We start from the raw sequence: 13910 nt of genomic DNA, 5'->3' as shown, positions 1-13910 counted from the left end.
CTAAATTTACGCTAATATTTACTACTGAACAGTGATTGTACACTTGTCACATATTCTGTGTGTGGTGCTATAATCAGAATAGCAGGATAGGCGCGGCCCCAGTAGTACCTGCAACTTTTAGGGGACAACCTTTAGCCACTATTCTAGCAGCTAAAGGGAGTACGTTCAGGTTAGTAATCCAATTGTAGTTTTGGATACGGGAGTTAGTTATGCAGACAGGGAAAGTAAAGTGGTTCAACAATTCGAAAGGATATGGCTTTATCCTATCAGATGAACATGAAGAGGATCTCTTTGCTCATTATTCTGCGATAGAAGTCGATGGCTATAAGAGTCTCAAAGCGGGCCAACCAGTTGAGTTTGAAACCCAGCCGGGTCCAAAAGGTACTCACGCCGTTCAAATCAAACCTTTAGCAACCCAGTAATAAAAAGGTTAATCGATAGACTAAAAAACCAGCATGGAGCTGGTTTTTTTGTGTCTAAAAGAAATCATTACATATTTTTGATGATCGATTTACCAAACTCAGAGCTTGATAATAACTCCGCACCATCCATAAGGCGCTCAAAATCATAGGTCACAGTTTTTGCTGCTATAGCTCCATCCATACCTTTAATAATCAGATCTGCTGCTTCTAACCAGCCTATATGCCTCAACATCATCTCTGCTGAAAGAATCAGAGAACCGGGATTCACCATATCTTTGCCAGCATACTTAGGAGCCGTTCCGTGTGTAGCTTCAAATATAGCCACTTCATCTGATAGGTTGGCACCTGGTGCGATGCCTATCCCACCCACTTCAGCAGCCAAAGCATCAGAAAGGTAATCACCATTCAGGTTTAGTGTTGCAACTACGTCATATTCAGCGGGTCTCAAAAGAATTTGCTGCAACATCGCATCCGCAATCACATCTTTAATTATGATCTCTTTACCTGTGTTTGGGTTTTTAAAGTTCATCCATGGGCCGCCATCTTTGAGTTCTGCTCCAAACTCATCTGCTGCCAGCTCATAGCCCCAATCTTTAAAGGCACCTTCGGTAAATTTCATAATATTCCCTTTATGTACCAACGTTAGGGAATCACGATCGTTATCAACACAATACTGCAGTGCTTTTCTTACAAGACGCTTAGTACCTTGCTCTGATACAGGCTTCACACCAATGCCACACTGTTGATCGAATCGAATTTTGGTAACGCCCATCTCCTCTTTTAGAAAACGAATCACTTTCTCTGCTTCAGCAGACCCGGCCTGCCACTCAACTCCGGCGTAGATATCTTCCGAATTTTCCCTGTAGATCACCATGTCTACATCTTCTGGCTTGATGACTGGGCTCGGTACGCCTTTAAACCATCGAACCGGTCTTTGGCAAACATAAAGATCAAGCTCCTGGCGTAAAGCAACATTAAGCGAACGGATACCACCACTTACAGGCGTAGTTAATGGCCCTTTTATCCCCACGACAAATTCTTTAAAAGCGCTTAGAGTTTCATCAGGTAGCCATGTATCTTGCTCATAAACTGATGTAGCCTTCTCTCCTGCATACACTTCCATCCAAGCAATGGAACGAGTGCCTCCGTAAGCCTTATTTACTGCTGCATCAACGACATTGATCATTGGTGGAGTGACATCTACCCCAATCCCATCTCCTTCTATATAGGGAATGATTGGATTATTCGGTACATTCAATGAATGATCTTGGTTAACTATTATCTTATCGCCAACAGGTATGGAAATATTTTTATAACCCATAATCTACTCCAATTAGCTTACTTCCACCGCAGATGCCGTGATCAGTGATATGATTGCACTACAGGATCAGTATAGATCAGCATTATTCCTTTGATTGATCACCCCACGCCTTAATGAACTGAAAGACCATGAGCCAGCTATTACTTTTTAATAAACCTTTTCAAGTACTTACTCAGTTCACCACCAATGACGATAAAAGCACTTTAGCCGACTACATTAACCAGCCAAACTTTTATGCAGCAGGAAGATTAGATTACGATTCTGAAGGATTACTGATCCTTACCAACGAAGGTGCGGTACAACACTATTTAGCTAACCCAAAGTTTAAGCAGGAAAAAACGTACTGGGCACAGGTAGAAGGTGAAATCAGTGATTCTGCCCTCAGTGCGTTACGCAAAGGCGTTGAGCTTAAAGATGGCATGACTCGCCCAGCTAAAGCTAGAGTTATAGAAGAACCCAATATCTGGCCTCGCAACCCACCAATTCGAGAGCGAAAAAACCAGCCGACCAGCTGGGTAGAACTGAAAATTACTGAAGGTAAGAACCGGCAAGTGAGGCGTATGACTGCTGCGGTTGGCTTCCCTACTCTTCGACTCATTCGTTATGCAATTGGCGATTGGACACTCGATGGCTTGCTACCTGGGGCCTCAACACTAGTCGATGTTACTTTAAATCTACCTAAAAAAAGTACCGATAACGCCCGTCACAGACCCAATGGCAACCGTAACCAAAAACAGTTTGGGCACACCAAAAAGCGTGCAAGAAGGTAGTTAATAGATTAATTAGCTTTAATATCCTTTCGCAGACCTATATTCTTGGTATTTCACAAACAAGTATTTGATTTACTACTAGAATATTCTTAGCTACCTGATGAACACCGAGTTATCGAACTCAATGTTTAGAATCAATCGCTAGTTGATGAAAGGAGAACGTGGATGAAATTCTGTTTATCTATCATTGGTGTAATGGTTTGCCTCCTAGCATCCACTGTTTCCGCGAATGACAAAGTTATTCGCATCTATCACGACTCTGATTACACCTCTCATTCTTCATCTGCAGATGCCATGAAAATGGGTTTTCTAACTGCGTTAGACGAAATAGATTATAAAATTGGTGACTACAAAATTGAGTTCATCAAAAAAGATCACCGAGGCAATGTAGTACGTAGCCATCGCACAATGAAACAATACCTCAAGGATCCTAAAGCGCTATTCATTCTGGGTGGATTACATTCCCCGCCTTATATCAAATACCGCCAGTATATTAATGACAATGGCATTTTGCTTCTTGTTCCTTGGGCTGCAGGCGGGCCTATTACTCGTCATCCTAATAGCAACAATTGGGTATTCCGTCTTTCCGTAGACGATACAAAAGCAGGCCTAAGGATTAGCGATTACGCAGTAAATTCAAAAAAATGCAATGCGCCTCATTTACTGCTAGAAGATACGGGCTGGGGTAAATCTAACTTAAAAACAATAACCAACTACTTTGAAAGTACACTCTCCATTACACCAGAAGTCACTTGGTTTAACTGGAACACTAAAGAAAATGCAGCTAAATCGATTTTAAGAGAGATAGCTAAGTCCGATAGCGATTGCGTTATATTTGTTGGTAATGCTATTGAAGGCGCCGTCTTCATGACAGCAATGACAGAAGTAGAACAATTTGATCTGCCTATACTGTCTCATTGGGGAATCACCGGTGGAAATTTCCCGCAAAAATTAGGCTCTAGTACTTTATCAAAACTAGATTTGAGCTTTATTCAAAGTTGCTTCTCATTTGTCAGTTCTGAAGAAACGCAATTTAGCCAATCTGTTTTCGCCCGAGGCCAGAAACTGTTCCCTGAAGCATTAAAGGATTACAGATCTTTAAAATCACCGACTGGATTCACTCATGCATACGATTTAGCTAAGGTCGCTATCCAAGCTATGCGGGAGATACCCCTAAGTGATGATATGGTGCAAAATAGAAAGTTACTTAAAGAGAAATTGGAAGCGTTAAACACACCTGTTAAAGGCCTCATAAAAACTTACCAAAAGCCTTACTCTGCTTTTACACAATCCAACTCAGATGCACATGAGGCACTTGGACTCTCTAACCTATGCATGGCCAAATTTACACCTGATGGAGTTATCGAAGTTATGCAGAATACTAGCCGTTAACGCCTTCCACAGTTGAGTTTCAGGATGCAGCTACAAATAAATCGCCTTAAGCTTTCAACAGATACACTTTTCTATCTGTTTATCGCTTCATTTTTCGCTATAGCATTGGTTTCAAGTTATTTAGCGATCGGAGAACGAGTACGCGATACAACTGTAAATTTCCAAAAACAAACCTCTAGCGCACAAGCAGAGAACGCAGCCTTATCTATTGGAGGCTATGTTGATGACCGTATCCTCTTCTTACAAGATTTGGCCAAACACCCTCTTCTTACCAGTGCTGTTATGGCCACACTGGACTCAAAAGAGAACTTAGTAGATTTCTTGGACTCTCTTCTCATCCTTGGCCAAAACGAAACTATTTTCTTACTTAATATTGTAGGTGAACCAATATACAGCCCTCAAAATCAGGCGCTGAATTTAGATTTAGAAAATGAGATATGGTTTGAAGACATCCTCAGTGGAAATAAACCATGGGCGATATTCAAACACCGCAAGAATGATCAATGGCAATTTTCTATCGCCGTTTCGGTAAATTACAACGGTGCAAGTGAAGGCGTACTGCTCGTTCATTTCGCCAAAGATATTAGTACATTGTTCGCAAAACAAGAGCTTGGTACTGCCATAAAGATCAAAGGTGACTACCTCGATTATTCTTCGTTAGAAGACACAATTGAATATCAAAAAGTCGGTACTCAAATAGCCGGACAAACACAGCTAACGGTAGAGTATTACATCGATCGACAAGGACTATCGTCCGAAGTCAACGACGTTATCAAGAGTATTTTTATTGGCCTTTTAATATCCTTTCTTGTCGTCTTTTTCCTTCTTTTTTGGCTCGGTAAAAAGTTCTTTATCAACCCACTTAAAGCCGTAAAGCAATCAGAAAAAGAGCTTCGTGATGAACAAAATAGAAACAGGGTTTTGTTAAAAGCACTAGAAGTAAGCCCTGTCGGTGTAACTGTTGCCGATGCTACCCAACAAGATCTCCCTCTTATCTATACCAATAATGCATTTTTGAACATTACTGGATATGAAGAAAGCGAAGTTATGGGAAAGAACCACCGCTTCCTTTCGGGTGAAAAAACAGACTTAAAAACACTGGCCCAGATTTCAAAAGCGCTTAAGAATCAAGAAAGTGTCCATGTTGAAGTCATTAATTACACTAAAAACAAAACACCTTTTTGGAACGATGTATCGATCTCGCCTGTATTTGATGAACATAATCTTCTGACTGCTTTCGTTGGGGTCGAGAATGACATATCCGACAAAATTAAGCGTGAAGAAGAACTATCAGAAACAGCAAGGCAACTTGAGTTAGTTGTAGATTCTACAAATGTTGGCATCTGGGATTGGGACGTACAATCGGGAGAATTAAGTCTCAATGAACGCTGGGCTGAAATTATAGGCTATAAACTCGATGAACTAACGCCTATAACTATCGATATTCTTCATAATTTTACCCACCCTGACGATTTGAACTTATCGAGTCATTTACTCAAAAAGTATGACCGCAGTACAAGTGATCGCTACAGTTGTGAAATAAGAATGAGGCACAAAGCTGGCCACTGGATATGGGTATTAGACGCCTGCAAAGTCGTTGAGTGGGATGAAAACGACAACCCAAGACGTATCATTGGTACTCATTTAGATATTACTGACCAGAAGCTCTCTGAAGAATCATTATTAAAAGCAAAAAATGAAGCTGAACAAGCAAGTATTGCTAAGAGTGAATTCCTTGCCAATATGAGTCATGAGATCAGAACACCGATGAATGGTGTTATCGGCATGACGAATATATTGCTCGACAGCGGTTTAAACCAGCAACAACTCGACTACGCCAATACCGTAAAAAACAGCGCCGATTCCCTGCTAACCATTATTAACGATATCCTAGACTTCTCCAAAGTAGAGTCAGGCAAATTAGAGTTAGAATCAGTCGATTTTAATATGGGTCAGTTGCTAGATGAGGTTGGAACCGCCCTAGGCACACGTGCTCATGAGAAAAATCTAGAACTTATTTGCCCTGCTACATCTATTACTAATCAATGGTTCAATGCCGATCCAAGCCGTATTCGCCAAATCTTAGTCAACCTTATCGGCAACGCATGTAAGTTTACCGAAACAGGTGAAGTAGCTGTTTTCTATGAGTCAAAGCAAATCACACCTAAACAAAGCAATATAGTGATCAAGGTGGTCGATACCGGCATTGGACTAGACGAAGAGCAACAGACCCGATTATTCGAACGCTTTAGTCAGGCTGACGGCTCTACAACACGTAAATATGGTGGTACAGGTCTTGGGCTATCAATATGTCGACAGCTAGTAGAATTGATGGGTGGTGAAATTGGTCTTGATAGCCAGCTAGGTAAAGGCTCGACATTCTGGATAAGCTTAACTCTGCCGCATGCCACACCGGACCAAATTACTCAGCCAATCGAAGCATTACATAACAAAAATATCTTGGTGGTAGAGCCTAACGAAACCAATTTAAACTTACTCGGAGATATATTAACGAGCTGGAAGATTGAACATGAACTGACTTCAACAGCCGAAATTGGTCTCGATAAGCTAAAAGCGGCTGCATGTAACAAAACACCTTTTGATATAACCATCATCAACCAAGATCTATCGGATATGGATGCTATAGAGTTTGCCGTACGCTGCAAACACGAACCTTTATTAGCATCCACCAAGCTTCTTGTTCAAACAGTCAGCAATCAAAACTTTGATAAAGAAAGGCTTGATAAAAACGGCTTGCACCATCTTATCGCTAAACCGATCAACCAAAGTCAGCTTTTTAATAAACTATTAGAACTTGTCCAAGTTAAGCAACAAAACACCTCTACAAAACCTACTACCCATAAAAAAGCAGCGCAGTCGTTTACTGGCAAAGTTTTACTTGTAGAAGACAACATTACTAATCAAGCCGTAGCACGCGCTTTATTAGAGCAGCTCGGGCTAAAAGTTGAGGTTGCCGCTAACGGTGAGGAAGCATTATCAGCTCTCGATATGATCGAATACGATCTTGTTTTTATGGATTGCCAAATGCCGGTGATGGATGGTTATGAAGCTAGCAGAGCTATTAGGAAAGAACGTAAGTTCAAAGCGTTACCTATCATTGCCATGACCGCTAATGCCATGGCAGGCGATAGAGAAAAGTGTCTTCAAGCCGGTATGAGTGATTACATATCAAAACCAATCAATGCCAAGCGCTTAATCCAAGCACTTAATCATTGGCTTCCTGATGATAAAAAATCCACGCCCAACAAAGAGCAAGGTGCTTATAACACTGAAGACAAACCGCTAGTATGGGACCGTGCAAGCGCACTAAAACGCTTAATGATGAACGATAAACTGCTCGTGAAGGTGCTTGAGGCCTATCTTCAGAATTCAGCTGAACTGATTGAAAACACACAACAAGCATTCAGAGAGCAGCAATGGGAGGAGTTAAGGCAGCAAGCTCATAATATTAAGGGTATGGCCTTAAACCTGTCCGCCCCACAGCTAAACGATATTTGTAAGAAGCTTGAAATAGAAGCCACAGATCAAAATCAGGAAGCAATTGAAAAACTACTTCCTGAGTTCGTAACCACAGCAAACGCTCTATCTGATGAATTTGATAAATACCTTTCAAAGAATCAGCATATTATCAGTCAAGAAAACTAACTTCCTAAAATTTCGAACGTTTCTAAGGCACCTAATCCATGCTCAATGCAGTTTTTAGGCGGGACAATAAACCATTCTGCTCCGTAGTTGATTCCGCCAACTTTACTGAGTCAGTTGGCGCAACAACATAAGGGTTTGTATTGCCTTGGATTCGGGTAATCATACGATTGCGCTCTAACTCCCATTGATCAACAGGATCTAGCTTTGCCCAAGCATTAAACAGCTTTTCCTGCTTATTACTGATACGAACGCCATACTGATCGCGCATATAAAAGTAAGTACGAGCAATGTCGCCACGGCGATGTTCAGCTGGCTCGACCTTACGCTGCTTAAAATCAACTTCCATATCACATTGCCCATAAACACGCGGTTCACCCGCTAATTGTGTGAAGCTGAAATTAGAGCGATCACCATTCACCTCACCAATTGCAGGCACAAGGTTATGAAGGTCAGATTCCATCTTCTTGAAATTAGGGTTCTTTTTACAAGCTTTACGACCACCGTCTTGCCAACATTGCAATTGATGACCAAAAGCCCAAGCCGGCATTACGTGCTCCCACTCAATACGCTTTGCTCTATTCGCGTTTTTACGTGGTGAGTAACCACAGGATTTTAAGTCTGGCACCAACTTTTTACCTTGGGCGTTGTAGTCACATCCACAATAAAAGCTCTGCTGGTTATCTGCGTATATCTCTTTCAGAATCTTTTTGGCACTGCCGAAAGACTTAGGATGCTCAGCTAAGGCTAAGCCTGGGATCATTAGAAGAGCAATAGGAAGGTACTTGTACATTGGAATTCCTTTTAAAGGCGTCCAATGCCAATCGATGCTTCCTGCTTTAAATTAGTTACTAGGGTTTAAAAGCCAATATGAGCGGTTACATAGCTACTCAAAAGCCTCAGCCATCATACGGCTGAAAGATAAATTTAAGCTGAACCTTGTAAAAACAGCCGGTTCATACCATCAATAAAATCAGATTTACCACCATAAGAGGGATGACGGATATAGCGGATGTCTTGATCAGGAAACGCTTTTTGTAAACAGTCCGTTCCTTTACGACCTAACCCTGCAATCGCATCGGGTTGGTAAACATCCATTAGCATTTGTAACAGCTCTAAACCTTCTTCTATTTCAGCTTTTAATGGTGCCCTATTCTTTTTTTGAATACGTGAAGGGTGCGGATGATAAGGGAACGAATTCCAGAAAAGCGGAACGGTGTTTTGTGAACACAGATAGCGCCAGACAATAGAGGCTGTATTCTCAGCAGTAAGCGTATCAGGGTTAAGCTCAATTTTTGGCTTTAACTGCCGCAAAAAAGGATGATCAACCTCATCAAATAATTTACCACTGGAAAATGGGATGCCAGTTAAACGACCACCTTTAAAACCATAGGCTTCGCCGACTAAAAGAACCCTTGGACCGGATTGCTCAAAGGCCAGTTCGATGTATCGCTTTAGGTTCTCTAATTTGGTTTCATCCCTATAAGGGTTAAACACAGTCAGAGTGTTTTTACGTTTGCTAAGTTTTGTGTAAAAACTGTCTAGATTAGGCATTTAACAAAGTCACAAGTTTATGCGTTAAGAACATGATCGATACAACGGCTAGACCAAATACGTAAAGCCCCCAATGGATCTGAATTGACGCTACAGCACCGAGCTTTACAGTCACCAACAATACCGCAACCACCATCACATCAAGCATCGCCCAACGACCGTAATCATGCATCAAGCCAAGCAATTTACGTTGGTTAGCAGATATTTCATCGGTTGGTGTTGTTAATCTAAATAACAAAAATAACTTAACCAGCGGTAGAACTACGCTAAAGAGGAAGACTAAAGCGGCAAGGATCAGATGCCCCTCACTTAAAAGACTGTGTACACCGCCAATTACAGAAAAAGAGCTCTCAAAGAAATAGAACTTGCTCATCGTCATCATCGGACTAAACAGCCCAACAGCCAGACAGGTCGTCGTCAAGATCAAAGCTATTCTGAGCCACAAAGACTGAGACGAAGATAAAGGGGTGAATCTATCCATGAAAGGGCCTCAAAACAAAGTGACGCAAGTATACCAATCCATAGCTGTCATAGTACAAACGAAACAGATCTGAGTGTTGTTTTAAGGGGTTATTTAACGGTGTGCTTTAAAGGTTTAGTGTAAAGATGCAGGCTAAATAAAGTCTGTATTTAGCCTGCAATTGAATCGACGCTAAACCGCCATATCAATTTGCTGAACCGTTCCGACATCACCAGCTTCAGTTAAGTAGAAACCACTAGAGCGAACTCGGCCATTCTCTTGATTATTTTCACCTTTAATATCGAATGGCGTTTCGGTTGAGCCTAAATAGATCGCCCCTACACCACTATCAGCCAACGATTCTAGGTAATCGCTATCTTCTGTTTTATGCCATACAAGAAGATCGTCGAATATAGAATCACCCTCATCTATATAATTGTTACCATCCTCATCATATTGGGCAAGATCGGCAAAGCCATTACCCGTTAAAGCGCCAAATAGCTCTGTACCGTCATTGATAATGCCGTCTTCATTTTTATCTAGAGCAAGCATGCCACTTTCACCGGTAAGATAACTTATAAGTTCTTTATCACCATCAGCATCAAGATCGAATTCAAACTTCTCATCAGAAAGGTCTGCGTGATTACCTTCAAAGTTAAGAATCAGTGGATCTGTAAATTCTACAACACTGGTCATCTCAAACTCACGTGTAGCTGAGTAGCTTCGCTCCATTTCTAGGTTCAGATCAAATTCAATCTGCTTACCATCAGCCGTTGTTACCATGCCACAGCTATGGAAACTGGAGCACTCATACTCTTCAACGGTTTCGGTCACCTTAAAAGACATCTCCATCTTTATAGGTTGTAGTTGCATGGGTACACCGCCTATTCCATCTTCACTCGGAATAGAATCAGCATCCGGTATCTCTACATCATCTGGAATGTCAGTTTGTATGTGTTTTGGGTTAATAGCATTTAACAGACTTTGCCAAAGCCTCGCTTTCGTAATCTCTCGTTGCTCAGCAATATTCGGCTCGTTATCTGCAGTTCTAAATTGTAAACCTTGATCAGTTAAGACTAATACTGAATTACCCTGAAACTGATCATCTCCTTCTGTTGAAGGTTGTTGCCCAACTGCAATCGTACTGAATAAGCTACTTTGCTCCTGGCGAAGAAACGATTTTGCTTCGCTTAACTGCGCAAGAAATCCATTGCCCTCACTCCCCCAATCAATCATTTTGGTTTGAGAGCTATATTCCGTTTTCTGATGCTCAGCACTCATATGTACATTACTTGTCTGAATAATCATTGTTCTCTCCTTGCTGATTTTTTGTGTCAATTGCCCCCGCCGTTCTCAGATCAGAAAGCGTGATTCATTTCTTCAGGGCGCAAAAAACCAGTTTTTGTGAATAACAAAAACAAAAAATCGGTTATTAATACTCAGCGGAAAATATTTGCCTAAACTCAGCTTTCGTTAGGCAAAGTTCGACTGTTGTCCGAGCCAAAAGCCAAGACAATTTTTCCGATAAGTAAGCTTGTATTAGGTTATTAAATTAAAAGAGATTTCCTGATGACCACTACCTCCCTTGCTGAAAGCCACGGAATACATAGGCTGGAAGAGAATAGCCCATAATAGCCATCACAAAATCGGGCTGTTTTATGTTCATTTTCAGATCCAACATTACGCGGTTCGCATCGACTAATTACGTTTGAGTAACCTAAGGTTCAGCAAAAAGCAGGCCGCTATGACATTGAATAGCAAAGGAATTTAAAAGATATAAAAAAAGCCGCTGAGTGCGGCTTTAGAAAAGAAGAAAAATGCTCTAATCAAATTTATAATATTTTTGATTAAGATAAGTTGCTACAGCCGATACCTCATCAGGGAACCAACCAACATCCAACATGGTGTTACACATCTCCACCTGGGCTTCTAATCTCGAATAGGTATGTACTCGGCGATTAGAACGAGTGTAAATATCAGAGCTATGACAGGTTTCACAATTAGCGTCGGTGTAAACTTCCCCACGGATTGTTCGTTCCAAAGCAACGGATTCATATAACTCTTTACCCTCTTCAGCATCTGAAGCTGAAGTAATTGGCACATAAGCTGTTATTAGAATAACCAGCGCGTTGTGTATTTTCTTAGACATACTTGTCATCACTAAATGACCTCCCCTCATAAGCATATGCTTTGATACTACTATAAAGCGAAGACTTATCTGATCAAGTATTCCCAACATACTATTCCCATTGGATAGATACTCCCCTCACTAAACACTCAAAACCAGACTAGTACTTTGGTAAGTCTAAAGCTTACTTTAGCATTCCATGCAGACTGGGAAACCCATTAACACTGATAAAATCTTTCATTACTGATCAACAGGATTCTTATAAATCAAACTCATAACTATAAAAAGGACAGGAATTTTGAAACAGCTAATCACTTCAATCGCAGTTGTATTAATTAGCATCTCTACTGCTTATGCTGGCAAGCCATCAGCAATCAGCTTTAACGGTGACGAATATACATACAGAGCGACCGAAACCTCTGCACACCAATATACACCTGCGGATCAAGTGGATCTTTCTTCACACAAAGATATGATCTCCTTCACCTTCGCAGAAGAAGTGAAAGCCAAGTCTGATTTGAAACCTTTCGCAGAAAATTTTTTAGCCGCGTACAACGGTAAAGGAAAGATTATTAAAGCGATCGCTGGCCCTGACCCACGTGACCCCAGCCTGTTTCTTCTAGCTACATTGACAACCAATGATAAAAGCTCAGATGCGAATATGTTCCTGATCAGCGTAGAGAACCAAACTGGCGTTGTAATGAACTACTCCCACCGCATTTATGGCAAAAATCAAAGTAAAGCGGTCATGGATTGGTTTAATGCCAATGGCCATAAAATGGAATCAACTCTGATGTCTTTCAAACAGTTTCCGAAAGCTAAAGAGTTCAAGTAAAACCATAATGAATAAGCAAAGGGGAATACCAATCCCCTTTGTAATCAAAACCTCTCACTCCAATCCTCTATTTACTGAATTCAATTGCGCTATTAAGGCTTACATATGTATAAACTCATTATTTCCAGCTTATTGAGCCTAACATTCCTGCTATCACCTCACGCTGCTGCTAAGAACTGTGAAGATGCTAATACCAGCATCCAGATGAATCGATGCGCGGCTATTAAACTCGAAGTTGCACACCACCAAATGACGAAGTATTTAGACGCAACTTACGAGCTTTATGCCAAAAACCCAACAGCACTCGAGAGCATCAAAGTTGCCCAACAAGGCTGGGAAACACACATAGCGTCACACTGTGATTCTATCTATGCGATCTGGGAAGAAGGTAGAAAGAAAGCATTCGTATCTATTTTTTGCATGATAGATAAAACCGACGAAAGAACAGCAGAGATATGGAAGACGTACTTATCCAACGCTGATACTCCAGTCCTTCCTCAACCGTAATCTAAGAAGATCTGCTTAGTTACCAAGGCTTTAATAGCAAAGAGCCTCAAAAGAGGCTCTTTTTATGAATTAATTTAAGCGATCCATCAAGCTTCAGGGGCAATTTCATTTTTCTGAGCGTTACCACTACGAAGCTGATAAACAAGGTAGAGCAAAGCTAAAGCCATTGGAGCAAACATTGGTAATACCAGTATCAGATTGATAATATTTAAAACGATTTTGGGCTTCTGATAGTAGTTTCTCACTTCGTTAATAGCGGTGTATGGCAAAACTACAAAGGATAAGATCAATAAGCACCATAAGACCTTGAGAACAACAGTATCTTCAGAGCTCATACCTCTATACCCATCAAATAAATTCAAAGCTACCCCGCCAAGAACAGCCGCGATCACGCCTAATATTATTTCAAATATAAGAACACCAATTAAAAATTTTTGAGTCCCATTCACTCTTACAACCGTCCCTATTTCTTCAAAAGATAATTCCAAGTAAAAAACAGCTTAAGATAAGCTATCAATCAGGATAAAACCAAAAATTGCAAGGTGACCACCGTACATATATCCGCAGACCTTCTTAAAGGATTCAGGCTTTTTAGCCCGATAATAGACAGGCACAACGATTAGCAACACAATGCTAACAATCCATCCACCGATAAGGTACAAGAGAATAAAGACTGCACTAAATTCAGTGTAATTATCAAAATCCCAAGTACCAACTCCGTAGGCATAGGAGCCCGAGAAAAGGAAAAACAGACTGAAAATAAAATTTGAAGTTTTCTTAAAAGACATAAAACAATCCTTGTTTAATAAATAAATTTACTCTGACCCCGTTTATTCCAACATTAATTCCCTCAATACC

14 protein-coding genes are annotated in these 13910 nt (G+C 40.8%); 6 read left to right on the top strand and 8 right to left on the bottom strand.

What is annotated here, in order from left to right; translation table 11 throughout:
* Nucleotides 1–209: 209 nt before the first annotated feature.
* Nucleotides 210–422: a cold shock domain-containing protein CspD gene (gene cspD, locus ACMXYV_RS08200; protein ID WP_415891287.1), complete on the top strand. Its 213-nt coding sequence runs from the start codon at nt 210–212 to the stop codon at nt 420–422.
* A gap of 67 nt (nt 423–489) precedes the next feature.
* On the opposite strand, the gene icd is transcribed toward cspD, so the two are convergent.
* Nucleotides 490–1743, bottom strand: coding sequence for an NADP-dependent isocitrate dehydrogenase (icd, locus tag ACMXYV_RS08195; RefSeq protein ID WP_415891286.1), 1254 nt, complete (start codon nt 1741–1743; stop codon nt 490–492).
* A gap of 128 nt (nt 1744–1871) precedes the next feature.
* Between icd and ACMXYV_RS08190 the strand changes: the two genes are divergently transcribed.
* The 3 genes from ACMXYV_RS08190 to ACMXYV_RS08180 all read left to right on the top strand — a co-directional run bounded on the left by ACMXYV_RS08190 (nt 1872) and on the right by ACMXYV_RS08180 (nt 7571).
* On the top strand, nt 1872–2513 hold the full coding sequence (locus tag ACMXYV_RS08190; RefSeq protein ID WP_415891285.1) for a pseudouridine synthase: 642 nt from the start codon (nt 1872–1874) through the stop codon (nt 2511–2513).
* Between the two features lie 165 nt (nt 2514–2678).
* Nucleotides 2679–3905 carry an ABC transporter substrate-binding protein gene (locus ACMXYV_RS08185; RefSeq protein WP_415891284.1) on the top strand — a complete coding sequence of 409 codons (1227 nt, stop codon included), beginning with the start codon at nt 2679–2681 and terminating at the stop codon, nt 3903–3905.
* A 24-nt stretch (nt 3906–3929) separates the two neighbouring features.
* Entirely contained in the window at nt 3930–7571 is a 3642-nt protein-coding gene (locus ACMXYV_RS08180; protein WP_415891283.1) for a response regulator, read from the top strand.
* A 31-nt stretch (nt 7572–7602) separates the two neighbouring features.
* Here the strand turns inward: ACMXYV_RS08180 and ACMXYV_RS08175 are convergent, their stop codons facing one another.
* The 5 genes from ACMXYV_RS08175 to ACMXYV_RS08155 form a co-directional block, all read right to left on the bottom strand.
* On the bottom strand, nt 7603–8361 hold the full coding sequence (locus tag ACMXYV_RS08175; RefSeq protein WP_415891282.1) for an endonuclease: 759 nt from the start codon (nt 8359–8361) through the stop codon (nt 7603–7605).
* Between the two features lie 134 nt (nt 8362–8495).
* Nucleotides 8496–9065, bottom strand: a complete 570-nt coding sequence (locus ACMXYV_RS08170) for a uracil-DNA glycosylase (protein ID WP_415891281.1) — start codon at nt 9063–9065, stop codon at nt 8496–8498.
* Nucleotides 9066–9114: 49 nt separating this feature from the next.
* Nucleotides 9115–9603, bottom strand: coding sequence for a paraquat-inducible protein A (locus tag ACMXYV_RS08165; protein WP_415891280.1), 489 nt, complete (start codon nt 9601–9603; stop codon nt 9115–9117).
* Nucleotides 9604–9774: 171 nt separating this feature from the next.
* On the bottom strand, nt 9775–10890 hold the full coding sequence (locus tag ACMXYV_RS08160; protein ID WP_415891279.1) for a hypothetical protein: 1116 nt from the start codon (nt 10888–10890) through the stop codon (nt 9775–9777).
* Nucleotides 10891–11404: 514 nt separating this feature from the next.
* Nucleotides 11405–11731 (bottom strand): hypothetical protein, encoded by a 327-nt coding sequence (locus ACMXYV_RS08155; RefSeq protein WP_415891278.1) that lies wholly within the window; start codon nt 11729–11731, stop codon nt 11405–11407.
* A 277-nt stretch (nt 11732–12008) separates the two neighbouring features.
* On the opposite strand from ACMXYV_RS08155, the gene ACMXYV_RS08150 reads away from it, so the two are divergent.
* Both ACMXYV_RS08150 and ACMXYV_RS08145 read left to right on the top strand, forming a co-directional pair.
* Nucleotides 12009–12545, top strand: coding sequence for a hypothetical protein (locus tag ACMXYV_RS08150; protein ID WP_415891277.1), 537 nt, complete (start codon nt 12009–12011; stop codon nt 12543–12545).
* Nucleotides 12546–12650: 105 nt separating this feature from the next.
* Nucleotides 12651–13052, top strand: coding sequence for a lysozyme inhibitor LprI family protein (locus ACMXYV_RS08145; protein ID WP_415891276.1), 402 nt, complete (start codon nt 12651–12653; stop codon nt 13050–13052).
* Between the two features lie 86 nt (nt 13053–13138).
* Here the strand turns inward: ACMXYV_RS08145 and ACMXYV_RS08140 are convergent, their stop codons facing one another.
* Entirely contained in the window at nt 13139–13540 is a 402-nt protein-coding gene (locus tag ACMXYV_RS08140) for a hypothetical protein (protein WP_415891275.1), read from the bottom strand.
* Between the two features lie 12 nt (nt 13541–13552).
* Nucleotides 13553–13840 (bottom strand): hypothetical protein, encoded by a 288-nt coding sequence (locus ACMXYV_RS08135; protein ID WP_415891274.1) that lies wholly within the window; start codon nt 13838–13840, stop codon nt 13553–13555.
* Between the last annotated feature and the right edge of the window lie 70 nt (nt 13841–13910).

Source organism: Neptuniibacter sp. SY11_33, from assembly GCF_047778025.1.
GTDB lineage: Bacteria > Pseudomonadota > Gammaproteobacteria > Pseudomonadales > Balneatricaceae > Neptuniibacter.
Note: the sequence above shows the minus strand (reverse complement) of the source record. Positions and strands in the feature narration are given on the sequence as shown.